The organism is Fibrobacter succinogenes, assembly GCF_902779965.1.
Classification (GTDB): Bacteria; Fibrobacterota; Fibrobacteria; order Fibrobacterales; family Fibrobacteraceae; genus Fibrobacter; species Fibrobacter succinogenes_F.
The window spans coordinates 114738-140488 of sequence record NZ_CACZDK010000002.1 but is presented as its reverse complement, the minus strand read 5'-3'; the positions used below and the strand labels follow the sequence as shown (position 1 = coordinate 140488).

Here is a 25751-nt window from a genome sequence, read left to right as displayed (position 1 = left end):
CCCGGACCGAGTTCGGGGCGACTGTGCCAAAAACAACTTTATGGATTCTCCTGCGGAGAATGACGCTGGAGCCGAGAGATATAGAAACATGCTTGCATGTTTCTATATCCGAGGCGAACTCGTCAAGCCCCCGCTAGGGGAATGACGCGTAATGGCTACTCCCCAAGAACAAATTTCAGATAAACATCAAGCAGGGCATCGCCCCAGAGGTACATGACGGGGGCAGCGATTGCAAGGAACGGGCCAAACGGAATTTGCCCGTTCTCTTCGTTTTCAGGCTCATTTTCATTTTTTGCAACGCTATTAACGGCACTATTTGCCTTACCTCTTGCCGCTTTATTCTTAATCATTCCATATGGAACCATCACCAAAACGCCAAGCATTGCAGCCACCAAAAGAGTTTCCACAGCGCCGGTCACGCCCATCAAGGCGCCATAGCCAGCCAATAGCTTGACATCGCCAAAACCCATAGCGTCTTTTTTCAAAACCTTAGTAGCTATCCAGCCGAGCAGATAAAGTCCACCGCCAGCAAGAACAGCCCCGAGCAAGCTCTGGAATGGCGTAATGCCGCCCGGCACGATCGAAATCAAAAGGCCCGCGACAATACCGCCCACCGAGATGGAATCAGGAATGAGTTTGTACTTGTAATCCACCGCGCACACCGGATACGCTCCAAGCAAAAGCCAAAACATAGCAGCGGCATTCGCCCAAGTCTCTGGCGATAAAACAGGCCGCGACAAGTCTGTCCCAAAGCCCGATGCCGAATAAAGTGCAAGCGCACCGAGGAGCCCGCAAAGGCTTTCGCCAATCGGATAAATCACATTAAGCGGCTTATGACAGCAAGCGGTCTTGCCACGCAGCCAAAGCCACCCCACAATCGGCAAATTATAGTAGATAGGAATTCTTTTTTTGCAAAGCGGGCAGTGCGAAGGCGGGTTTATCAGCGAAATTCCGCGCGGCATACGATACACGATGACGTTATAGAAGCTCCCGACACAGGCTCCAAGGCCAAAAAACACAATTAACCAGTACCAAAGTGGAATTTCTTGCATAAAATCCTCGTCTTTTTTCGAATATAATTATAATTTAGTTAAACATTTATCTAATACTGGGAGACCCCTTAATGAATATTGAAATTGCCGCTATCTGTGACGCCGCCACCGCAAACGATATTGGAGGCCGCATGAACATCCTTGGTGCATTTGACCGCATTTTCTCAAAGTTTCCGCTTGTGATTCCGCAATGCTCTGCTGCATTCCGTTTGCGCTACCAGCGCTCCGAAGCAGGAACGCACCAATTGAGCCTTTCGATTGAAGATGTCGTAGGCCACACGGTTGTGCCACCGATGCAGTCCGAAATCGAGCTCCAGCCGGTCGCTCCGGGCTTCGACACCGCCGCAGTCAACATGATCTTGAACATGCAGCGTTTGCAGTTTACCCGTCCAGACAAGTACATTGTACGCCTTATCGCCGATAATGAAGAACTTGCCGCACTTCCGCTATACATTCTCGAAGATCCGCGCCTTGCTCAGCAGAACAAACCGCCTCAGGCCGAAGACAATTCCGTTGACGGAAGAGCTTAAGCGGCAAAGCCGCAGTAGGCAGTAAGAAGTGGTTAGTGATAAGGACTATTAAAAACTAACTGTCGCCGGGACCTAGCGCCCGGCGTTTTTCTATTTTATACCTTAACTGGGTTCTTCGCATTCGCTCAGAATGACATTTTGAACAATCATTTTTATCTTAATAAAATGCACTCTAGTTCTTTTAAAATTTTCGCCCCATTCATCGTTGCAGGCCTGACCGCTTGCAGCGGCATCAACGACAGCTGGGAAGTCAAGGGCGGCGGTTACCTCAAGTACAGCATCAATGGCGGTGAGGAAATCTCGCAGGAATTGGAGCGAAACGACGTCGAAATCCCCTATATCAGGAACAATCACCATTATTTATTCATTAAAGTTCCAATGGATCGCAGCGAACGCAAGGACCAGATGAACATCATGGTCAACGAACCCAAGCTCGGTAAAAACGCAATCGTGGCAAGTTACACCTGGCTCCAGATCCAGGCAACCCCCAAAGCGACCCTTATCGGCAACAACAATTACGCCACAATAGACCAAAAAGACGATACCAAGTGGACGGCGACGTTCAATTTGCAGTTCAAGGACTGTAGGCAAGGAGTATGCAACGACAGCCTCCCCCCAATAACGTTCAAAGGGAGACTGCAATACTGGATAGCAGAGGACGACCGATAATAGGAAACGTTTGCGGATTTTTTTTGAATTTTAACGCAAGAACCCTTGACAAGCGCCCAATCTTTTTCTAATATTGGGCTACCTTAATGGTCGATTAGCTCAGTTGGTTAGAGCGCTACCTTGACATGGTAGAGGTCACAGATTCGAGTTCTGTATCGACCACTGAAAAAGCCTCGCAAAAATGCGAGGCTTTTTTTGTTGGCTACAAAAAATACAAAGAAATGCCCGCAGAGCGGGCTATTCCTTAATTACTTCCAGTTTTCATCGTAGTCTTTGCCGTAACGCTCGACTTTCACCGTGCCAATGCATGTAGCATTTGAAATGTGATTGGCCAAATCATTAGGCGTTACAAACATGGCCTGCTGTTCTCTTGCAATCTTCATCATTTCCGAGAACGAAACACGGTCGCCCTTGAAGAATGTTGCCAATGCACTGATAACATCCTTAATGGCTTCAATGATGTCAACAATCGTGGAAAATTGTTCTGGAGTTAGTGTCGGAATCTTGTCGGAGATTTTCTTCGCAATAAGCTTCTTCAAATCGGCCAAGATTTCGTCTTTAGAACGAAGCTTCTTCGGAGCCACAGACTTTTTAAGCTTGAAATTCTTCTTGCATTCTTCTTCATGCGATTCGACGTAATTGGCATACATATCGAAGAGCGTGACCGACTTGGACTTAGACTTGCGACCGATAAGGGGATGATCATTAAAGCCAACGTCAGCGTCCTTGAGTTTGAGCTTGAGAGCCGGATGCTTCTTGGATGCATCCAAATAGCACTGGTAAACATAGGAAGAGCACACCATGGTATGCTTGCCAGGCGTTTTCTCTTTTTCAATAATTGTCTTAAGTTCTGCGGCAACCAAGCACAAGAATTCTACAACAACGCGAGAGAGAAACTGATTTGTGATCGGATGCTTGAAGATAAGAATTAAGCCCAAAAGAATCAAGTCAGAATACGGATACGGAAGGTTTTGGAGTACATAGTCCTTAGCAATCGGTACAACAGGTTCAACACCATATTTGCCAGCCTTATTATGACGCATCACATATGCTTCACGAGCGTCAGCATTGTCTTTCATTCGGCGAGCATGGATGCCATCGCCACCAGCTTCAGCAAGAACATTATCCTGCTTCTGAACAAAGATTGCACCATGCGAAACATCGGATTTCGTAAAATCCATGATAAGGCTACTAATAGTATCATTAGGGTCACCCTTAAACGCCAAAATATCGCCCGGGAGCAAGTCTTCTACAGAAATTTTTCCACTTTTTTTCAGTTTTTTAGCCATTTTATTTTTCCTTTGTTTAGGTTGTTTAGAATTTACTTACAGCAACCTTACATTACAATAACCCATTTGGGTTATTTTGACAGGAATGAAGATAACATCTTATTCAAAATGGCGAAATTTGTGAAAGACTTTTTACAAACAGATGTTGTGAATACAAAAAAAGCCCGGGGATGAACCCGAGCGATTTTCGTTAATGTCAACCACGGCGTTTCAGCAGAGCTTCGACAGGCTTCAGATACCGACTTAGCGACCTGAAAGCCGGAGCGACATTTCAATTACTTAGCGGCAGCGCTATCAACAACAACCTTAGCGGCGGAGTCAGCCGGGATGGCGACAGTGGCCGGTTCAGCGATTGTTTCAGCCGGCTTTGCATAAACAGGTGCGGCAGGAGCCGGGGCGGCAACAGCAGCCGGAGCAGCGGCAACTTCAGCCGGATCTTCGAAGAAGTTGATCTTGGAAAGACCGAACATCATGATCCAAGAAAGCACAAGACCACCGACACCCATTACGATACCCGTAATAGCCATACCATGCGTATCCGTGTAACCGGTTGCATGGGCAAGAGCGTTAGGAGGCGTAGAAATCGGGAGGCACATACCGAGGGAGCTTGCAAAAGCGACAGCAACCATCAAGGAAGTTACGCCACCGAGCGGAGCGAGGTTTTCCTTGCAGCTCATGGCAACGACGATGAAAATCGGCACGAGCAAGCTTGCGGTAGAAGTGTGGCTCATGAAGTTAGCCATGAAGAGGCAAATGAATCCACAACCGACCATGAGGACGAACGGAGACCAAGTGTTGAACGGAATAGCGTTGATGAGATCCTTTGCAAGGCCAGTCTGCTGCAAGCCGAGGCCAAGAGCAAAGCCACCAGCCACGAGCCAAAGAACGTCCCAGCTCATTTCGTTGAGGTCTTTCTTGGTAATCACGCCCGTCAATGCAAACACAGCCATCGGGATCATAGCAATCACGTTGTCGTTAAGACCATGGACATTCTTACCGGTCACCCACAAAAGTACGCACACTGCGAAGGTAACGTAAACGATAATAGCACGCGGGCTCTTGTCAAAGCCATTGGCACCTTCAATATCGAGGTTCATTTCCTTCATCTTGATCGGATAAAGCTTGAGGAGCAAAATCCAAGCAATAACCATCATGACAATCACATACGGAACGCCAAATTCCATCCACTGGCCAAACGAGATGTTGAAGCCGCTGGACTGGAGAGCGCCAAGGGCAATAGCGTTAGGAGGCGTTCCAATCGGAGTACCCATACCACCGATGTTTGCACCGAGCGGGATGGCAAGGGCAAAAGCGGCTTTACCACGGTCATTGGCATCGAACAACTTGAGCACCGGGCCAAGGATAGCAAGCATCATGGCAGCAGTTGCGGTGTTGCTCATGAACATGGAGAACACGGCAGTGATGATCATGAGGCCAAGGAGCACCCACTTCGGATCCTTTCCGAACGGCTTGAGGAGCACACGGGCAAGGTTCTTGTCCATGTTGTACTTGCAAGCGGCAGAAGCAAGGAAGAAGCCACCCAAGAAGAGCATGATGATCGGGTCGGCAAACGTAGCCATGATTGCCTTGAACTTGAGCGGTTCAACACCTTCCACGCGGAACGGGATAAGAGCCGAGTTAGAAAGCGTGAGGATCATCAGCACGATGACGAACATGGAGGTGGACCAGATTGGGAACGGTTGAAGGATCCAGAAAAGAGCAGCCATCACAAAGATTGCGATGACGCGGATTTCGAGAGGGTTCAACGCGTGGTCACCCACGAAGCCAAGGGCTTCGTACGGGACGAAGAGGGCAGCGATGGCGAGCACCGATGCAATAATGAGTTTGATGAGTTTTGCTTTTGTCATAACGGCGCAAATTTAGTAATTATCGCGCCGTTCGGCTAGACTGAATCATCGCACCATGATTCTCGAGACGGCACTCTGACTTCCGACCTTGAGGCGGACGAAATAAAGGCCCTGTTTCGGCTTTTTCATCGAAATAGAGTTCGTGCCCTCATGAGCAACAAGTCCACTCGTTGCGACCACACGGCCATCAACACCCACGACACTTACCTTGACTTTAGCACCAGCAAGTTTCGAAACAGCATCAAAGCCCACGTTCAAGGCATTTTGCATCTGGTTCACGCGGAAGCCCGAAATTTGATTCTTAGCCACTTGCGCAGCTACTGCACTCTTGGTTACTCGAACAGAAACACTCTTCGCCTTCGACGAAAGTTTAACATTCACCGGGCTATCTTTTACGACTTCGACAGTTTCATCGTCAATCGTTGCATAAACATGCAAGCCCTTTGCCCAAACTTTTTCGAGCCCGACAAAGTTCAATTTACCATCACGAGTTGTCGTAGCGCTAACTTCGAGATTCCATTCGAAATCTTCGCCATTCTTCTTGACGCTCTTGGCCAAGCGCTGCTTGCCCTCGACAATGGAGAGATTCACGTGGTCGCCCATGCCTGCAGGCGGTTCGCTCAAGGAAGAAGCCACATCACCCGCAGCCAGTTCGTTCCAAGCATCGCGCTTGCCATTCTTATCCGTAAGCTCTACACGGAAATTCCAGCTTTCAGACGTTGCACTTTTGAGGAGCGGCGGAGACTTCCATTCATCTTCGAAGACAATCGCAGCCTTCAAAGGAATGCGCAATTCCCTAGATTTTTCGGTCTTGACCCAAACAGCTTCGTAAGGACCAAGCACACTGATCGTATCGTATCCGCTCACATCCGGATACCACTTCGCAAAAGTCACGCCTTCTTCTTGTGGGAGCTTGACATACCAACCATAGGGGTTAGCCACCAAGTTCCAGCCAGAATACTTGTTTTCCAATTTCCAGACGATTTCATCTTTCATGTTTGGCGTCTGCAAGCTGAGCTTGAGCGGTTCCCTGACAATGGGTCCGTACCAATAACCACGTGTAGAATCAAAGTCTTGATCTACATTAAACTTGCGATATTGCCAGTAATCGCCAACAGGGCTCGATTCATCCCACCAGAACGCAGTGGTTGTAGCATCGTCTTGCGATTCCATTGCTTCTGGACAATTTTCTTCTACATATTCACGGAAATCTTCGTCATCCGGAGTTTGCGCGAGCTCTTCCCTCTTGTGACGGCATTCTTCGCTATCCTCAAATTCGGCCTTACGAGCAAAGTGTTCCTTCAATTTGTTCTTGCAATCGTCACCTTTATCTTGGCAGAAGGCGCTCAGCGAATAAGTCTGCCAAGTGTTCGGAAGCAAATCCACATGAAATTCGTCTTCACCTTCGAAGAGGAAGTCGTCATAGCGGACAGAATCGCGACCATCCGTAAGAACAACAATAACCGTATATTCGCCAGCTGGAGCCGGAGAAAGTCGCCAGGTGCCGTTCTTTATGCTTTCGATATCCTTACCACTAACAACCGTATCAAGATATGTACCCGTTTTCGATTCAACAACGATGTGATAGTCCACCTTGGTATGCTTGTCAGCCTGCAAATCATTGAACGTCATGCGGAGAGCATTGTCTTGTTGCGTTGCCGAAGGCTTTGTTATTGTAGCGATATAGCTTACGCTAGAGCTAGAATTCGGCGTAGGAGTGCCTGAACTGCTACTCTTCTGATCGGAAGAAGAACTGCTCGTGGCGCTACTAGAGCTGGAACCAGACGGTTGCTGGCTAGAGCTGCTAGAAGACTCGCAAGTCTTATATTGAGCCGTAACATTCAGCGGATTAGTCACATGACTAAAATCAGGTTTCCATCCTGCAAAGCATTGGTCATCGATTTTCTGCGGGAATTCGTCATCTTTAGGTGCGGCGGCACTACTACCATGTTCAACGGTTTCCGTCTTTAGAATCTGGGATACGCCATGATTATCAGTGTACATAAACTTGACTGTATATTTGCAAATTTCATATTGGGCAGTAACAGTCAAATTGTCTTTCACATGAGTAAAGTCTACTGTAGGATCCCATTCAGTAAAGCATCTACCATTGTTTGTTTTTTGCGGGAAATCATCGGAACTCGGAGGCGTTGCGCTCTCATTGTACTTAACAGTTTGTGTTATTTTCTCTCCAGACCCATCCACTTTAAAATAGGTAAACTTTACGGTATATTCGCAAGTCTTAAATTCCGGATAAACGTTCAATTCACCGGTAATATTGCTAAAATCTTGTTTCCAACCATCAAAGCATTTACCATCAGCCGTCGGTTTAGGATTATTCGTCGGAACAATAGCGGACTTACCTTCTTCCACTTCCTGAGGATTAGACAATGTAGTTCCGTCTTCGGCCTTCACTTCCAAGAGGTTCCCCTCCAAGTCATAGAACGCAACAGGATACTTGCAAGCTCCATTTTTATATGTAGCCACAACATCCATCGACGCCATCACCTTATTGAATGACGTACTCCAGCCATCAAAGCATTTACCGACAATTTTCGGGGCTTCCGGAGCTACAGCGGCAGCGCCAAAATGCACCTCTTGCGACTCCCCGATCTGATTCCCATCAGCATCCAAGAAGCGAACGGTATAAGTCGACATGGCAGGAGTTCCCCAAAACGGGAAATCATTTGTAGTTCCAAACGTCCAAACTTGATCTTCTTCATCTGACCAAGGGCTATTCAAAAGAATAGCCAAATTTTTGGACTTCATATAAGCTTCTGTAACATAACCATTTCCATCATCGTTCAAATCAACTTTATTACCATTGCGAACATTGCTTTTTGCTTCGAATTTTTCCAATTCATCCAAATACACGGAATTGGCAAATTCACCATAATTTTCAAAATAACCAATGGCGCCAACATTATCATCACCATAATGGAAATTCGAAGTTACTTGAGGTTTGACGCCCAAGCCATCACCGGTCAGATAACCAAAAAGATAACCGACCTTACCCTCGCCTCCGCTCTTATTGAATTTATTTTCAATAGAACCCATAAAGTAATTATTTTTCACGATTAAAGGTTCATTAACAAAAGCTGAACCAATCAAGCCACCAATATGGAAAGCTTTTTTAGGCGGTGCCTGATTTCCAGAAGTACCCACAAAATCCCCGTTGACAGAGCTCTTGCTTATTTCTCTGGGCGATTGACATGCACCACAAATACCACCAACCGACGATGAGTTTATACTAGAAGCTGTACTTTCACCACTATACGCCACAACCGCTTTCCCAGAAGCGCCCTCCACATGAACATCGTGGAAATCAATCTTAGGAATACCAGACTGAAGCAACGGGAATTTACCCACAATGCCGCCCACACGAGCCGAAATACCATCATCATCAATATCAATCGAGCCTTGATAAGATAGTTTAGACAAACGGACCGTAGAACCTTCAGAAATTGAGGCAACACCAAAAATGCCCCCTACAAGCACCGAATCCAAGTTCTCATTTGCAGTTCTTTTGGCATCATAAGCAATCGAAACCTTGGACTCGTTTTCTGATATTCCATTTTCTTTAAGAGAAAGAATGGCATTACCAACAAGGCCACCAATAGCAGCAGAAGCACGAACTTTCGAGACGGTTTTTCCAGTTTTACTATAGCCCCCAGACAACTTAATGTTACCCGAAGCTGTATCTTTCTGAAGCGTCAAATACAAGTCATCTTGGTCAACGGAATTACTTATATGATAACAAGATGCATAACCAGCAATTCCACCCATATAATATTGGAATGGAGCATTACCCTGTATCGATTCTTCAATGTTTACATTCTTAACATTCGATTCCTTAACCAGCAAAATACCACCACTACAAAGATTGGCATTCCCGACAATGCCGCCAAAATAAAGTTGTTGCGATACATCAGCATCATTGATTTTAATCTTACTTTGCGTGATATCCAAGTTCGTCACAGAGGATTTACTAACAGCTAATTCTACAATCGGGGAATTATTTTCATCAAGTCTTTTGGTAGCTCCCAATATACCGCCCATAATGATACCACCAGAAACCACAGGCTTGATATAATCATCACCATTGGCGTATCCGTGAATATTCACATTAGTAATCGCCGAATTCCTATCAGAAACCTGAGAAAATTGATTGTTTAAAGGCGCATAAACATAATTACCAACAAGGCCACCCAAAGCAGACAAATCTACAACAGCTTTATTTTCCACTTGGACTGCAATATCGATATTCTTGAAATTTGTAAAAAAGGCTGCACCCGCAAGGCCGCCCAACAGCACCTTGTATGGACTAAATACTCTTATATCACTGCCATTAACTGAACTTCCGACATAACCGGTTTCAATTTGACGTACATTCGTTACCTTGATAACAGAACCTTCATCCACCATTTTTATACTCGAAATAGTCGAGCCTTCAATATACCCAGCTAAACCACCAGCAAGTGGTGCTTGAACATCTACATTTTCTAATTCTACATCGGTCACAGTACCATTGGAAATTTTATAAGCGAGAGCGCCAGCCGCTTGAGTTGCTTTAATAAACGGGCTACCAGTCTTAACCCCTTTAATCGTAGAGCCTTCAATATACCCAGCTAAACCACCAGCAAGCGGTGCTTGAATATCTACATTTTCTAATTCTACATTGGTCACAGTACTATTATTGGAAATTTTATAAGCGAGAGCGCCAGAAGCCAGATATTCACCTTTTTCCGTTTTTTTAGGATCCTCGCTTGTATTGACAAAATGGACATTTGAGATTTTTAGATTTTTTACAGTTTTTCCATTTATTTCCCCAAATAATCCAACATACTGGTCCATGGCCCCATTATCAACACGGCAAAGGTTCGAAATCGTGTGGTTCCGTCCATTAAAGGTAAGGCCCCCAAAAGACAAAAAATTATGGTTTTCCGAACATTTTCCATCCGCATCAAGAGTCTGACCAAAGTCAATGTCTGTCTTAAGATTGAGCTCATTCGATTGGTATTGGTCTGTGTTCGCTGTCCCCAACACCCATTTCCCGGAAACCACATTATTAAATGCACCACGAACAGGAAGCATTGATTTTATTTCAGCGGTTTTGACACAAGTACCGTCGTCGACTGTAGAACTTCCGACAGTGCAAGCTTTATCTTCCTGAGCAATATAAAGGGCCTCACTTTTATAGTAAAGATTTATATGTTTTTTTTCAGAACCAGAATCAAACGGCGCTGCCCAAGCGGACATCGGAAGAAACATAGCAGCGAGAACTAGCAAACGTTTTAGATTCTCCATATCGACCTTCTAGAAAATTTTCTATGGTAAAAATAATTTTTGTGGCGAAATTCGCAACCGTGACGCAATAAAAAAATAACATTTGTGAGCCCGAACACGGTTATGTTGATTTGCTTACAAATATTTAATTGCTCCAAGGCTATAGGTTTACTAAATTGATAATAGCCTTCTGGGCATTTCATAGGAGTTATAATGATAAAAAAGGTTATTCTTCTCGCCGCTGCGATTGTTACATCCAGCTTTGCCACTTGGGATTATTTTGGACTTCTGGAAGAGGGGCGGGGTTCTGCCAAAGCAGGGCTTTATTACGACTGGGACGATGATTGGTCCCAAATGGGCCTCAAGGTCGGCGCACGAATGACTGTAGCACCTAAATTTGAGTTATCTCTACAGAGTTTCGGATTCCAGTTCTGGGGAGAATGGGAATGCGACAGCTGCGAGGAAGGCGGTTACGGTCTTCGAGACTTGGTCATCGGTGCACGCTACGCATTGGATCCGGAACTGTACTTCTTCTTGGACTTCAATCTACCTATCGGACGTGAAAAAGGCAAGGGAACGCCCCCCAGCAGAGGAGAAATATCTCTTTACTTTGGCGCCCAACACCATAAAGAAATCCAAGCCATCAATGGCGCTTCATACGGTGCTGAAGCAGGCTTATTTTGGGGTTTTGAACACGACGATCTAGAAAGAGGCCTTGAACTCCGCTTGGGTGGCGAATTCGACTACAAGTTACCATCCGCTCCATTAACTCTTTTAGTCGGCACACAATTCTGGTTACGCCTTTTTGAATCCGAATATAACGACAAAGACCTACGCGATGACTGGTCGGATCAATGGAAATTTTGGGTTGGAGCAAACTTTGCCATCACCCAAAACATTTCTGTTAATGGCAGTGTTATCGTCCGCTCCCAAGATTTAAATCATCGGAAAAACAGCGAAGAACTCAAACTCCCCTCAATTGCAATGGAAGGCGATGCCATCGGATTTACCATGGATTTTGAATTCAAATTCTAACAGAGACTTTGCCGCAATCGGCTGAAAAAATTCTGTGAGCTAGCCCACATCAAGGGCTAGCTTTATTTTTTTCGAAAAATTCCATCAAACATTTTCGTAATCTTTTTGTAATATTTTGTTATATTAAAATCAAATGAAACAAGGAGAGTCAATATGTTAAAACAAATCTTGCTGGGCGCAGCCATGCTCGCCACATCCAGTTTTGCGACATTCAGCCAATTCCCGGTTCCGAAAGCAAATAGCGGCGAAGCCAAGCTAGTCCACGACTTCACGATTCAGGACAAATGGAAAGAGCTAGACGTATCCGTTAGAGGTCGTTATGTTCCTATTCAGAACTTGGAACTTTGGCTAGACCTCCCATTCGCCGTCGTGACTCGTTTGGACGGCAAAGATGCAGACCAAGAACGCATGATGAACTTGACGTATGGCGCACGTTACCAAATTATTCCGACCGTCGCAGCATTCCTCGATGTCAGCTTCCCAACGGGTAAATATTCGGACAATGACGGTTTTGAGTTCTATTTCGGTGGTCAGTACTCCCAAGATTTCGGGAAAGTAGCTCTCGGAACAGAACTTGGTCTTTCTATGTCAACTGAGGGTAAAGACAAGATTAGACCTCCTATGCAAATGAAATTCATTGCAGAATTAGACCCGAATGTATCTGAAATAATAGCTCCTTACGTTGGCTTTTCGCTCAAGGTTGCTTTGGGTAACCCGAAAAATAATGTAAAAGTAGATGAAAACACAGACATAGAAATAGAAACGTCAAAGACAAGCGGTGACATAGGTATTTTCCCGTACATCGGTGCAACCTACGCCATTAACAATATACTTTCACTCGATTTGAACGTTTCTTTGGGTTTTGGCAAAGACTACCTAGCATATTTCAACGGCAACGACAAAATACCGGTTACGCTTGAAGCAACAATCGCGGCAAGTTTCTAATCTGATTAAAATTGTTTCTTAAACACAAAGAGTCCCGGCCAAGCCGGGACTTTTGCATTTCAAGATTTGAGAACTGCGCGCGAAGCGCAACATCCTACTGCCTACTGTCTACTTGCACTTTCACTTCGCTCAAGTACCAAATGCTCGGTTCGACCATGTCCAAGCAAGCTTGACCGCGGCGCTCACCTTATGCATTTGTCCTACTATCTAATATCGAACGGCGGGATGGGGAGGCTTTCGCCGGATTTCATCGCAGCATCGAGAGCGGCAGACTTGACCGGATCGACCCACCAGTAAACCGGAATTGCGTCTTCGCGGTTGAACTGGTCGAGCACCTTTTCGGGCATGCCGTAGCGATTCCAGTAGAGGATGCGGTGGTGGTCGCATTGCCACATCAGCACATACGGAACGATTTCTGCAAGACGGTTATCGAGCGCCTTAAGGATTTCATTGCGCTTCGCGAGGTCGAATTCCGTCTTCTGCAAATTGATGAGGCTATCGACAATCGCGTCCTGAACACCAGCGAGATTGTTCGTTCCCTTTTGCAATGCGGTTGTAGAAATCCAGCTTGCTTCGGGGTCGCGGAGGCGGCCTGCGCCCCAGTTCACCCAGTAAAGGTCAAAGTCCGCATCGTCCAAGCGCTTACGGAGTGTGCTCTGCGACATCTGTTCGATGGTCGCCACAACGCCCACCTTCTTGAGGTCTTCCTGGAACAGCGTGAGGTGTCGCAAATCTTCCTGACTCGTGATGAAGTTGATGGCAAATGGTTTGCCGTCTTTTTCGAGCACGCCCTGAGCGTTCACCTTGTAACCCGCTTCGGCAAAAAGCGCACGAGCCTTTTCAGGATTGTAGCTATAGACAGGCGCCGTCGGGTTCTGGTTATTGGCCCAAAGGTCCGGATAGTAGCTATTCAAAAGGAAGTATTGACCGTACATGTACTTTTCATTCATCGCTTCGCGATTCAAGAGGTACGAGAGTGCACGGCGGACGCGTACATCCTGGAACTGCGGCTTACGGAGGTTGATGGCCATGCCCTGGAAACCAATCGGTTCCTTGTTGTAAATGCGCTGCTTGACTGCCCAGCCTTTTTTGACAGCATCAAAGTCTGTCTGTTTCATCCAGATGCTGCTCGTATAGATGGCATAGGCGTTAAAGTCCTGCTTCTTGAACGCTTCGAGCGCCTTCGTCTGGTCGTTCATAAAGCGGTAGCGGATTTTCTGGAAATTGTACTTGCCGTGGTTCCAGTTCTTCTTGAAGCCCCACCAATCGCTACGGCGCTGGAGTTCAACAAAGCGGTCTTCGCGGAACGTCTTGATGATATACGGGCCAGACACAACCGGGAATTCGTAGCGGATCTTGTTGAAGTCCTTGCCTCCCCAAACGTGCTTCGGGAATGCGAGCATGCCGGCCGCTTCCCAGAAGTTACCCCAGTGCGATTCCTTCGCAGTCATCTTGACGGTCAAGCTATCGACGACTTCGGGGCGGTCAAAGCGGCTGAGGCCCACCTTGAAAATCGGCGTGAGGTTTTTCTCGTCCATGATGACGTCGTAATAGAACTGCACGTCTTCAGCGGTAATAGCTTTGCCGTCACTCCATTTGGCGCGCGGATCGACATGGAACGTGAACGTCTTGCCGTCTTCAGAGACTTCCCACTTGTCGGCGAGAATCCCGACTTCCTTATCTTCGGTACTGTGCAAGCTCACGAGCGGTTCGAACATCATGTTCATGAGTTCGGCAGAAAAGCTGTTGTAGTCTTCCCACATATTGAAGGACTTCGGCATGGCGGAGCCCCAAAGCGTAATGGAGCCGCAAGCACGGGCATCCTTGGAAGCAATCGGGTCGAATTCGCCAGTCGCAGTAGAATCGAGCGGGAGAATCGGGCAATCCGCTTCGGAAACGGCGGTACCTTTTTTCGAAGATTGGCCGGATTTAGAATCGCCGGATTCATTGCAGGCGGAAAGAGCAAAAGCGAGAGCCGCCGCCATCGGCAGTGCAAGTAAAGTACGGAGGGAGAAAGTTTTCATGCAGGATAAGATAATAAAAAGGAGATGCCCGCTCGGAGGCGGGCATGACAACATAGGCTCTAGCCGGGGTGACAACGCAGGCTCTACATACGAACCACTTCCTACGGTCTACTTCCTACAGTCTACTAAAATCACGGCAATCCAACGTGGTGTGCGGGCTGCTTGATTTTCGGGGTTTCGGCTTTTTTCTGTTCTGCTTCGGCGGCTTCAGCCTTGAGCGTTTCGAGCGATAAGCGAGACGCTTCTTGTTCGGCCTTCTTCTTGTTCGGGCCTTGACCGCGAGCATAAGTCTTGCCGTTCACGACCACTTCGACCGTAAACACTTTTTGGTGTTCCGGGCCTTCTTCGCCGACAATCACGTACTCCGGAGAACAGCGCAGCTTGCCCTGGCAAAATTCCAGAAGTTCGCTCTTGTAATTCACAAAATCGGTCGCGCTGATGATTTCTTGTACGCGCGGAAAATGAAACTTGTTCAAAATAGCACGGACTTCTTCGAGGCCACCATCGAGATACACGGCGCCAAGCACAGCTTCGTAGGCATCTGCAAGAATGCTTTCCTTACCGCGACCGCCCATCTTGGCTTCGGACTTTCCGATTTTCACATACTCGCTGAGATTCCATTCCTTGGATGACTGAGCACAGGCATGTCCAGAAACAATCGCGCTCTTGCGCTTTGAAAGCTCGCCTTCCGGATCCAACGGATATGTCTTGTACAAGTATTCCGTCGTGAGCATGTTGAGCACAGAATCACCTAAAAATTCCAAACGTTCGTTATTGCTTGCGTAAGGCACATCCTTGCCGACAAGAAACGAGCGGTGCACAAGAGCATGAGCCAGCAGTTCAGGATCGCGGAACCTATACCCAAGCTTAGCCTCAAGCCCGTCACCGGACTTCTGGCGAAACCAGAGTTTTAGGATTTTGTGGAGCAGATTTTGATCTTCCAACAGATTCTCCTTATATGGTTAAAATGCAGACATAAATTAAAAAATCTAGTTCCTAATTACCAGTTCTGAGTTACTAGATAAACTGATTTTGGTCTGTGGTCAAGGTCTTTTGCCAACAGTCACCAATCGATCCGTCATAGAACGAGCACCTCCTTTTCATAAACGAGAAGGCGATGCCGGAATAAAAGCGAGTTCAAGAAATAATGGATGGGGGCAAGCCCCAACCTCTTAGGCTCGGTTATATCTATGCAAGCATAGCTGCAACGCTCGCCTTTTGAAGTTGTCCCTACGCTTCGCTCCGAGGATGACAGTTCTAGGATGACAGGCTCCGAGGATGACGGTAAAAAAAGAATCCCCGGCGGAACCGGGGACCCAAAGCTCAATCTTTGCCCAACTGTTGCGGGCTAAAGTAAAACTAGATTACTTCTTGTGTGCTTCGAGGAAAGCAACAACGTCAGAAACCTTCTGGAACTTTTCAGCGTCGGAATCGAGGATTTCGACATCGAATTCGTCTTCGAGAGCCATAACGAGTTCAACACGGTCCAGGGAGTCTGCACCGAGGTCATTACCGAATTCAGATTCGGGCTTGACATCTTCAGCCTTGACTTCCAACTTAGCAACGATCACGTCAGTGACCTTCTTGAAAATTTCTTCGTTCATTTTTTTCTCCATGGGAAAAAGTTTTGTCCAAATTTAATAAAATGTTTTTAAGCGTTCAAGCCCCCATCGACACCAATTACCTGTCCGGTAATGTATTTGGCATCGTCGGAAGCTAAAAATGCTACAGCCTTAGCGACATCTTCCGGCTGACCGAGACGACCAAGCGGAATCTGGGCGGCATATTTTGCGCGGGTTTCTTCGCTCATGGCAGCCGTCATGTCCGTATCGATGAATCCCGGAGCAACAGCATTCACAGTAATGCCGCGAGAGCCGAATTCCATGGAGTTGGACTTGGTCATGCCGATAACGCCTGCCTTAGCAGCTGCGTAGTTGGCCTGGCCAGCCTGAGTTCTGATACCGTTCAAACTTGCGATATTCACGATGCTACCTTTGCGGGCGCCCATCATAGTTCTGAGGACGGCTCTGGTGCAAAGGAACGTCGAGCGGAGGTCCGTTGCGATAACGTTATCGAAATCTTCGTCCTTCATGCGAAGTACGAGACCGTCACGGGTGATGCCAGCGTTGTTCACGAGGCAGTCCACGCCACCCAGTGCGTCGATAGCTTGTTTGAAAGCGTCCTTCACGGATTCGGAGTTGCTCACGTCGCATGCGAATGTGAACGTCTTGACGCCGAATTCCTTTGCAATCGCTTCGGCCTGTTCCGGGCAGCCGCCGCGGGAAATAAGCACAACATCAGAACCGCGAGCCGCAAGTTCTCTTGCAATGGCAAGACCGATACCGCGAGATGCGCCAGTCACAATAGACTTCGTAGGCATTATAAATTGACCTCCTGTATGACATTAACTGTCATGGGTGAATACAAATGATTTAAGCTTAGAATAGCCGTCACACCACCGGTGCCAGACGGTTCGTCCAAAGCATATTTATTTGTTATTCAAGATAATAAATTAGTAGGAAGTAGGAAGTAGGAAGTAGACAGTGGTTAGGGGTTAGTAGGCAGTAAGAAGGATGCGTCATTCTGAACGAAACGAAGTGGAGTGAAGAATCCAGTGATTTCTAATAGTGATTAATGGTTGGCAGAACTTAGTTGGTAGAACTTAGTAGGAAGTTAGAAGTAGGAAGTAGACAGTAAGCAGTAGAAAGGACGCGTCATTCTGAACGGAACAAAGTGGAGTGAAGAATCCAGTGATTTCTAATAGTGATTAATGGTAGGCAGAACTTAGTTGGTAGAACTTAGTAGGAAGTTAGAAGTAGGAAGTAGGCGGTGGGGTCGCCTTGCTTTGCAAGGCTTTGAGCTATGAGTTCGGTTTGTTTCACAAGCCTTTTGGGGATGAAGTTAGGCACCAATGGTGCGATTCTAAACCTCATACCTCAGAAGCGTGCAAAAACGAGCGTCGCAGCGTCAAGCTTGCTTGACGATATGACCGAGTGCAGCCGCAGACGCCGAAGACGTCAAAAGACCGTAGGTCCGTGCCCATAGCCCATTTCACTGGATCCTTCACTACGTTCAGGATGACAGTGCTAAATCACTACTCTCTCGTCTGTAGCCCAAAGGGCGTTCTTTCGTCTAAAAAAAACGGACCTAGCGTTCACTAGATCCGTCTAATTGCAACTAAAGTCTTAATGCAGACAAAAGCTATGCTTTAGGAGCTTCCTCGGACTTGATTGCAGCGAGGCGTGCGTTAACCTTGTTAGCAACGTCAGCTTCGGCATACTTGGCTGCTGCATCCACAGCCTTTTCGATTGCAATAGCATCGGAACGGCCATGAGCGATGATACCAATACCATTGAGGCCGAGCAACAAAGCGCCACCCGTGGCACGATAGTCCCACATTTCGGCAAAGCGCTTGCCAGCCGGAGTATCGATCGTGCCAAACATTTCCTGGTGCATTTCAAAGAAGCCTTCCAGGAGCTTGAGCACGACGTTACCCGTATAGCCAGAAGTTGCAACAACGTCAGCCTTGCCTGCGATGAGGTCGCGGCCTTCGATGTTGCCCATAAAGTTAACCGGAGCAGACTTGAGGAGCTGGTATGTTTCCTGAAGAACTGCCGGGCCCTTGTGTTCTTCTTCGCCCATGTTCAAGAGCCCAACCTTCGGATTTTCGATTCCGAGGAAAGCTTCGGCGAATGCAGAACCTGCAATAGCGAAGTCAACAAGAGTAGAAGCGCGTTCATCAACGTTAGCACCGCCATCGACCAACACAATGCGGCGATCCTTTGTCGGAAGTGCAACCCCGATAGGCGGACGAGAGAACTCGTCGCAAGACTTACCGAGAATCATGAGGCAGCTCGCCATCATAGCGCCAGAGTTACCGGCACTGACGGAAGCATCGACAAGACCTTTCTTCTGCAAGGCAACGCAAGTCACCAAGCCAGAATGTTGCTTCTTCTTGACCACCATGACAGGATGTTCATCCATCGCCACGGGATCCGGGGCATCTACCACGGAAATCTGGTTGCCGGCATAGCCAAGCTTCTCGAGAGAAGCCTTGACCTCGGCCTCCGGTCCGCAGAGAACCACATGAATATTGGGGTTTTTCTTGACTGCGTTAACAGCGCCTTCAATACAAACACTCGGGGCGTAATCGCCACCCATGGCATCCAGTGCAACTTTGATCACGGATTCCTCCTAGATTAAGCTTCGGCACCCTTCATATCAACAACTTCCACACCGTTGTAGAAGCCGCAAACCGGGCACACGCGATGCGGACGCTTTACGGAACCGCAATGATCGCAGGTAGCCATAGCCGGCACTTCCATCTTCCAGTGGGTGCGGCGCTTGTCACGACGGGCGGTCGAGGTTTTTCTTTTAGGTACTGCCATTTTTAACTCCTGTTTTCCATTTTGCTCTTAAGAGCTTTGAGTTTTTCCCAGCGGGGGTCGAGAGGCTTTTCAGCTTCGGCACCATCGCCAGCTTGATTGTTTGTTACAAAGATAAAATCTTCGTCAGGATTTTTCACGGGCGCAATGGGTTCCTGTAGGGTCACCAGCTGTCGGACGCACTCGGAAACATCTACGAAGTCCTGTGTCTGCGGAATCGTGTAGGCGAAAACGTCATCGTCGTCGTCATGGAGTTCCTGCTGGGCGCATGCACCGCGTTCCACCTCGACAACAATCTCGGTTTTGAACGGACGGTCAAAAAGGTCCAGGCTACGGACACAGGTGAGTGTTTGCACTCCAGAGAGGGTACCAGTCACAAGGCACTTGCCGTTGCCTTCGGGGCTAACCAGCACCTCGGCTACCAGATCGCCCTTGAGGTGCAGTTCGTCGAAGATTTCAGGAGCGTCGGCATGGGACCAGACCACTCGTTGGTCTTCGGAATCAGTAAGTTTTTGTGCGATATCTATTCTCAAAGTGGCACAAATGTAGTAAAATGGGGAAATTGGGTCAAGGTTAGTGTTTATAAGTTACTAGTTATGAGTTACTAGTTAATAGTTGATAGTTACTAGTTGAAACTCACAACTGCCGCGAAGCAGCCCTAGCAACTCAAGAAACTATACTAAACTCGGCCGTCATTTGGGTATCAATGGCGCGGGCGCGGTTTGCCGCATTCAGGATTTCTTCACGGCAGCTCTTCAGCGCAATTTTGTTCTTGTACATGAGGGCATCAGCACGTTCGAACACCACCGAAACGCTATTGTCATGCATTTTATCGAAAACGGAAATGCCACAAGCGACAACCACCTTTTCTTCTTCGGCATTGTGTTTTGCGATATTCATAAACGTTTTGGCGAGGTCATCGCGAGATTCAAAATCATCGCCCTTCAAGATAGCTACAAATTCATCGCCACCGACGCGGAACACAGGACTGTGTTTGAACGTATCGCAAACAATCTTCGAAGCGGCCTTGATATATTCATCGCCGGCTTTATGCCCAAGCGTGTCGTTCACGGTCTTGAGTCCGTTCACATCACAAACTGCTATAGCAAAAGGTCCGATTTGACCAGACATAATCTGACTATTCATCCGGCGTTCAAACTCGCCATAAGCATTCTTATTCTTGATTCCCGTCAAATCATCTCGACAGGCTTTCTGATGAGCTTCTTCGGCTTCGGCCCTGATTCGTTGTTCGCGGCGCACCTGAGCATCGACATTGGTCACACTGATCACAACATGCTTCTTGTCTGAATAAACAGCTTCCAAGCTCACATAGATTGGTCCTGTTGGCGAATTCAGCCTATACTTCAGCATGAACATGCCGTTTTCATCGAGTTCCTTTAAGAAAGATTCCTTTAAAAGAGCGGACTGTACCAGATGAACATCTTCGGCATAGACAACTTGCTCAGCATCTTTCTGCAACTGATTAAAGAAGTCTTCACCTTCATCGGCAACATCCACCTTACTGAACATGCGTTCAGACCTGTACAGCGAATAGTGATCCGTATCCAAGTCCAACATGTACAAAGCATCGTAGCGTTCTGCGAGAGCCATTACGATTTGTCCATAGACTTCATTCTGAGAAATCGTGGTTCTAAGGCTCTGTTCACGACGAACTTGCGCATCCACATCGGTAATGCTTATGGCAACATGCTCTTTGTCGGTATATGCAGCAATCAATTTTACATAAACCGGCCCTTTTGCAGAATTCGAACGGAATGTCAACGTAAAAGTGCCATATTCGTCCAGTTCCTTCAACAAGCGTTCCTCTTTAAGGGATTCCGCCACCAACGCGTAATCATCCTTATAAACAAACTTAGCGGCATCGTTAATCATCCTGCTGAAGAAATCATTACCTTCTAGTCCAACCTTCAATTCACTGAACGTACGTTCATACTTGTACATCGCAAAATGATTTGTTTTTAAATTCACCATGTACAAGGCATCAAATCGAGATGAAAGAGCCATTGCTATCTGGCTATAAGTTTCGCTTTTCGATGCTTTACTTTTCAGTTCAATCTGCTCACGTTCCTGCTTATCGATGTTACCTACACCGATAAAGAAAAAGTCACGGCCACGAGAATGCGTAATAGCAGCCCTGATCATGAACCATACGGCTTCGCCCTCGACCATAAGGCGACCCTTATAGTTAATGACTTGGTCATTTTGACCAGAATTCCCGACCGAAGCCCTTTTGACCAATTCCATAAAGGAATTTTTATCTTCGGAATACACAAGGACATCCGAAATGGCTGAAATATCGGCCCAAAAATTATGGGTATGCTGTAAATTCAGTTTAGCAAGCTTTCCGTAAAAATCAAGCATGACGTAGTCACTTGTCTTGACATCGACATAAAACACGCACACGTAATCGAGTGAAAGCGCTGCTGCGGCATCATCAAAGTTAAGAAGCATCTCCATAAGTCACCCCAGACTCCGAATTTTTATTTGAAGATGAAAACTAACATTTTAAAACCAAAATGGAGAAAAGTTCGTAAAAAGTTGGAAAAACGTAAACAAAAACGCAGTTTTTTGGGTGATATTCCATATATATGGAACTTTGAAATTACGATGTGAGAATCATCACATATGTTTTTTTTTCAAAGGACTACGCGACATCCATTTTTCAGATTCCAAAACGTGATCAAAATTGAACGAGTCTTGGAGCCATTGAAAGTAGCACATTCAGACGTACAAAGAGGTATCGATGTCCGTTTTCTACTGGAAAATGAACATTTGTTCACTTATCTATATATTTATAGAGTAAAACACAAAAATTCTTACCATTATATTACGGGTGCAAAAATCTGCGACCAAACGCACACTCAGATTTTGACTTTCAAAAAAACGTTATTACATTTTGCCGAAGAAAAATGTTCCTTACGGTTTTGACATACGTGATTATCGGGCTTTTGGCAGCCCTTGCCCTCTTCTATCTCGGGTTAGAAGTGCGCTTTTATCGTGCACTCGGGCAAGTGCGCGAAGGCTATGCCGATGCAGAACCGCAGCCGAAGGTGAGCGTTTTGATTGCAGCCCGCAACGAATCCGAGGGCATCCGCGAAACGCTCAACTCCGTTTTGGCGCAAGATTACGCAGGCGAATGGGAGGTCTGGGTGGCAGACGACCGCTCGACGGACGACACCCCGAAGATTCTCGCCGAATATGAAGCTAAGTTCGACAAACTGCATGTCCTAACAATTGATTCCCTCCCCGAAGGCGTGAGCCCGAAAAAGCAAGCGCTCTCCAAACTCATCGACGCATGCGATGGAGAAATTCTTTGTCTTACGGATGCGGACTGCATCGTGCAGCCTTCTTGGATTAAGGGCATCGTCAAGGAATTCGAGCCTGGCATTGAACTTGTCGCAGGGCATTCCTACATCCCAACCGACAGCAAATCGCCGTTCATTATTTGCATGCAGGCAGTGGAAACGCTCATCTACCGCATCGCAGGGACCGCAGGCCTCGCCATGCACCTCCCGCTCACAAGTACAGGCAATAACCTCGCCTACCGCAAAAGCTTTTTCAAGAGCGTGAATGGATTCACAGGCGTCATCAAAATCCAAAGCGGAGACGACGACCTGTTGATGCAAAAACTCGCCGCTGACCGCCCTTGGGCCATGCGCTACTGCATCACACCCACCACGTTCGTCACCACAAGCGGCAAGGAAACGCTCAAGGCTCTTTGGGAACAACGCAAACGCTGGGCATCAAAGACTATCTACTATACCCCGAAAATCGTCTTTGTACTTTCGATGGTATTCATGTTCCTCGTAATGCTCTGCTTAACTGCGGTGCTTTCGATATTCAGCTTTAAAATATTCGTCGCCACATTGATTGCGATAATTTGCAAATGCATCGGCGACATGGTACTCATTATTCGCGGGCTCAAAATATTCAAGCAAGAACACCTCCTCAAGTGGTGCATCCCAGTTGAATTCATACACGCCCCCTTTACCGTACTGGCCGTACTGTTCGGACTGTTCGGACGATTCAAGTGGAAATAAAAATGGCAACGACTAAAACGACAACAAAGGCGACAACCAAGACCACTACAAAGAAGACCGCCACCAAGACAGCAACAAGAGTTGCAAAACCAGCTGCTGAAGGCAAGACCCTTATTATCGCAGAAAAACCAAGCGTAGCAGCAGACTTGGTCAAAGTACTCGGCGCCAAGACATTCAAGAAAGAAACCGCCTACTACGAAAGTGATTCGACCATCGTTAGCCATGCGATTGGCCATCTTGTTGGAATTGCCGATCCCAAAGATATTGACGAACGCTACAAAGCATGGGACATGAAAACGCTCCCCATGCTCCCCGAAAAATTCCCGCTTGTAGCCCTCCCCACCACCAAGGCGCACCTCAGCGCTTTAGGAAAACTCATCAAGCGCAAGGACGTGACGACTATTATTAACGCGTGCGATGCGGGCCGCGAAGGTGAACTGATTTTCTACTACATTGTGGATTACATCCTCAAGGGGAACTTCAAGGGCAAGACGTTCAAGAGACTTTGGATGCAGAGCATGACGCCAGCAGCCATCCAGGATGCATTCGAGCACCTGCGCACCGAAGAAGACATGGTGAACTTGCGCAACGCCGCCCTTTGCCGCAGCGAAGCCGACTGGCTTGTAGGCATGAACGGAAGTCGCGGCCTCACCGCCTACAATAGTTCCATGGGCGGGTTCCAGATTACGCCGTGCGGCCGCGTGCAGACGCCGACACTAGCCATCATCGTAAAGCGCGAAGAAGAACGCAACCGCTTTAAACCGCAAAAGTTCTGGACCATCGAAGCCGAATTCGACAACGCAGGCGCCGGTTACCAAGGCAAGTGGTTCGCCACCGATAAAGAAAACGGCAAGGATCGCATCAAGCAGATTTTTGACGAGACCCGCGCTCAAGAAATCCTCGCGAAGTGCAAGGGGAAGACTGGCTCCATCGAAGAGACCACCGCCCCGAGCCAGCAAAAATGCGGACAGCTTTACGACCTCACCACGCTCCAGCGCGAAGCAAACAATCGCTTTGGATTCAGCGCCAAGACGACGCTCTCGATTGCGCAATCGCTTTACGAACATTACAAAGCGACCACATACCCGCGTACCGACAGCCGCTGCCTGCCCGAAGACTACGTGGCACCAGTGAAGGCAACACTCGGAAAAATCGAAGGCCCGCTCGCCAAGTTCGCCCAGGAAGCGCTCGACAAGAACTACGTGAAGCGCACGCCAAAGGTCTTTGACAATTCCAAAATTTCGGACCACTTTGCCATTATCCCGACAGGTGTTGCACCAAAGGGCTTAAGCGAAGCCGAAGAAAAAATCTACACGATGATTTGCCAGCGCTTTATCGCTGTATTCTTCCCGCCGGCACAGTACTTGAACACAACCCGCATCACAACCGTCGAAAATGAAACGTTCATTACCGAAGGCAAGATTCTCGTGGATCCGGGATTCAAAGCGATATACGGCAAGGAATCCGACGAAGATTCCAACATCCCGAAGCTGAACGGCAACACCGCCAAGACGCTCGAAATTGACGCCAAGGAAGACTTCACCAAGCCGCCTGCACACTACACCGAAAGCACGCTTTTGTCGATGATGGAAAGCGCCGGTAAGCTCGTCGAAGATGACGAACTGCGCGACGCCATGAAGGAACGCGGCCTTGGAACGCCGGCCACACGAGCCGCCATTATCGAAAAGCTCGTGAGCGACAAGTACGTTATCCGCGACGGCAAGGAAATGATCCCGACCGCAAAGGCATTCGACCTCATCAAAGTCCTTTCTGCCATGAACTGCGAAGCCCTCACCAGCCCAGAACTCACCGGCGAATGGGAATACAAGATGGACCTCATCAGCAAGGGCAAGGAATCGCGCGAAGCGTTCATGAACGGCATCGTCGAAATGACCAAGACCATGGTGAAAAACATCAAAGGATTCAAGGAAGACGATACCGAAAACGAAGCAAGCTTTAGCCCCGTGAACGGCAAAAAAGTCTTCGAAACAGTGAGCCGCTACAGGACAGAAGATGGCATCGTGATCCGAAAGATTGTCGGCGGCAAGCACCTTAGCGAAAGCGAAATCATCGAGCTTTTGACCAAGCGCAAAATCGGACCGCTTACCGGATTCCGCAGTAAGAAGGGCGCCGAATTTTCTGCAGTGCTGACCATCAACGACGAAAACAAAATCGAATTCGTCTTTGACGAAAAGCCCGAAGAAATTGAACTCGGTGAAGTTATCGGCAAGTCACCTGTTGACGGTTCCGACGTCTACGAAACGCTCACGGGTTATGTCTCCGAAAGCTACGTAAAAAAGGAACCGAGCGGCATCACGCTCCCAAAAATTCTTTTGGGCAAGGAACTCCCGCTGGACGAAATCAAGAAATTGCTCGCCGGCGAAAAGACTTCGCTTATCAAGGGTTTCCGCAGCAACAAGACTCGCCGCCTGTTTGATGCTTACCTCACACTTGTCAAAGGCAAGCTCAAATTTGAGTTCCCGCCACGAGAATTCAAACCGCGCCGATTCGTGAAGAAAAAAGAGGAGTGAGGTCGGCTCTACGAGCCTTTGAGGAATGAGGTCGTGCTTCGCACTCTGAGTCAAAGGCAAAATTCACAAGACTTTT

18 protein-coding genes and 1 tRNA gene are annotated in these 25751 nt (G+C 47.5%); 7 read left to right on the top strand and 12 right to left on the bottom strand.

The genetic code is table 11. The features are described from left to right. Nucleotides 1-155 precede the first annotated feature (155 nt). The gene (locus HUF13_RS01490) at nt 156-1052 is read right to left on the bottom strand and encodes an A24 family peptidase (RefSeq protein WP_173473480.1); all 897 of its coding nucleotides are present in this window, start codon (nt 1050-1052) and stop codon (nt 156-158) included. Between the two features lie 71 nt (nt 1053-1123). Here HUF13_RS01490 and HUF13_RS01485 point away from each other — a divergent pair, with 71 nt between their 5' ends. The 3 genes from HUF13_RS01485 (at nt 1124) to HUF13_RS01475 (ending at nt 2413) form a co-directional block, all read left to right on the top strand. Beyond that, the gene (locus HUF13_RS01485) at nt 1124-1582 is read left to right on the top strand and encodes a hypothetical protein (RefSeq protein WP_173473479.1); all 459 of its coding nucleotides are present in this window, start codon (nt 1124-1126) and stop codon (nt 1580-1582) included. A 165-nt stretch (nt 1583-1747) separates the two neighbouring features. Beyond that, nucleotides 1748-2251 (top strand): hypothetical protein, encoded by a 504-nt coding sequence (locus HUF13_RS01480; RefSeq protein WP_173473478.1) that lies wholly within the window; start codon nt 1748-1750, stop codon nt 2249-2251. Nucleotides 2252-2339: 88 nt separating this feature from the next. After that, nucleotides 2340-2413: transfer RNA gene (locus HUF13_RS01475), tRNA-Val, on the top strand. Between the two features lie 86 nt (nt 2414-2499). Here the strand turns inward: HUF13_RS01475 and HUF13_RS01470 are convergent. The 3 genes from HUF13_RS01470 to HUF13_RS01460 all read right to left on the bottom strand — a co-directional run bounded on the left by HUF13_RS01470 (nt 2500) and on the right by HUF13_RS01460 (nt 10715). Then, the gene (locus HUF13_RS01470; RefSeq protein WP_173473477.1) at nt 2500-3540 is read right to left on the bottom strand and encodes a hypothetical protein; all 1041 of its coding nucleotides are present in this window, start codon (nt 3538-3540) and stop codon (nt 2500-2502) included. Between the two features lie 275 nt (nt 3541-3815). After that, complete coding sequence (locus HUF13_RS01465) at nt 3816-5408, bottom strand: DASS family sodium-coupled anion symporter (protein WP_173473476.1); 1593 nt, start codon at nt 5406-5408, stop codon at nt 3816-3818. A 45-nt stretch (nt 5409-5453) separates the two neighbouring features. Further along, a complete protein-coding gene (locus HUF13_RS01460) occupies nt 5454-10715 on the bottom strand; it encodes an InlB B-repeat-containing protein (protein ID WP_173473475.1) in 5262 nt (1753 codons plus the stop codon). A gap of 192 nt (nt 10716-10907) precedes the next feature. Here HUF13_RS01460 and HUF13_RS01455 point away from each other — a divergent pair, with 192 nt between their 5' ends. Both HUF13_RS01455 and HUF13_RS01450 read left to right on the top strand, forming a co-directional pair. Beyond that, nucleotides 10908-11729 (top strand): hypothetical protein, encoded by an 822-nt coding sequence (locus HUF13_RS01455; protein WP_173473474.1) that lies wholly within the window; start codon nt 10908-10910, stop codon nt 11727-11729. Nucleotides 11730-11882: 153 nt separating this feature from the next. Further along, nucleotides 11883-12674, top strand: a complete 792-nt coding sequence (locus HUF13_RS01450) for a transporter (protein WP_173473473.1) — start codon at nt 11883-11885, stop codon at nt 12672-12674. Between the two features lie 203 nt (nt 12675-12877). On the opposite strand, the gene HUF13_RS01445 is transcribed toward HUF13_RS01450, so the two are convergent. The 8 genes from HUF13_RS01445 to HUF13_RS01410 form a co-directional block, all read right to left on the bottom strand. Next, entirely contained in the window at nt 12878-14698 is a 1821-nt protein-coding gene (locus HUF13_RS01445; protein ID WP_173473472.1) for an extracellular solute-binding protein, read from the bottom strand. A 131-nt stretch (nt 14699-14829) separates the two neighbouring features. After that, nucleotides 14830-15642, bottom strand: coding sequence for a ribonuclease III (rnc, locus tag HUF13_RS01440; protein ID WP_173473471.1), 813 nt, complete (start codon nt 15640-15642; stop codon nt 14830-14832). A gap of 420 nt (nt 15643-16062) precedes the next feature. After that, nucleotides 16063-16302 carry an acyl carrier protein gene (gene acpP / locus HUF13_RS01435; protein WP_014546672.1) on the bottom strand — a complete coding sequence of 80 codons (240 nt, stop codon included), beginning with the start codon at nt 16300-16302 and terminating at the stop codon, nt 16063-16065. Nucleotides 16303-16349: 47 nt separating this feature from the next. Further along, nucleotides 16350-17078 (bottom strand): 3-oxoacyl-[acyl-carrier-protein] reductase, encoded by a 729-nt coding sequence (gene fabG / locus HUF13_RS01430; protein WP_085491094.1) that lies wholly within the window; start codon nt 17076-17078, stop codon nt 16350-16352. An 821-nt stretch (nt 17079-17899) separates the two neighbouring features. Next, on the bottom strand, nt 17900-18883 hold the full coding sequence (gene plsX, locus HUF13_RS01425) for a phosphate acyltransferase PlsX (RefSeq protein ID WP_173473470.1): 984 nt from the start codon (nt 18881-18883) through the stop codon (nt 17900-17902). A gap of 14 nt (nt 18884-18897) precedes the next feature. Then, nucleotides 18898-19086, bottom strand: a complete 189-nt coding sequence (gene rpmF / locus HUF13_RS01420; protein WP_014546669.1) for a 50S ribosomal protein L32 — start codon at nt 19084-19086, stop codon at nt 18898-18900. A 2-nt stretch (nt 19087-19088) separates the two neighbouring features. After that, nucleotides 19089-19616: a DUF177 domain-containing protein gene (locus tag HUF13_RS01415; RefSeq protein ID WP_173473469.1), complete on the bottom strand. Its 528-nt coding sequence runs from the start codon at nt 19614-19616 to the stop codon at nt 19089-19091. A 133-nt stretch (nt 19617-19749) separates the two neighbouring features. Further along, a complete protein-coding gene (locus HUF13_RS01410) occupies nt 19750-21561 on the bottom strand; it encodes a GGDEF domain-containing protein (RefSeq protein WP_304038690.1) in 1812 nt (603 codons plus the stop codon). 452 nt (nt 21562-22013) lie between these two features. Between HUF13_RS01410 and HUF13_RS01405 the strand changes: the two genes are divergently transcribed. After that, entirely contained in the window at nt 22014-23144 is a 1131-nt protein-coding gene (locus tag HUF13_RS01405) for a glycosyltransferase (protein ID WP_173473468.1), read from the top strand. Between the two features lie 2 nt (nt 23145-23146). Beyond that, complete coding sequence (locus HUF13_RS01400) at nt 23147-25675, top strand: DNA topoisomerase III (RefSeq protein WP_173473467.1); 2529 nt, start codon at nt 23147-23149, stop codon at nt 25673-25675. Nucleotides 25676-25751: the final 76 nt, after the last annotated feature.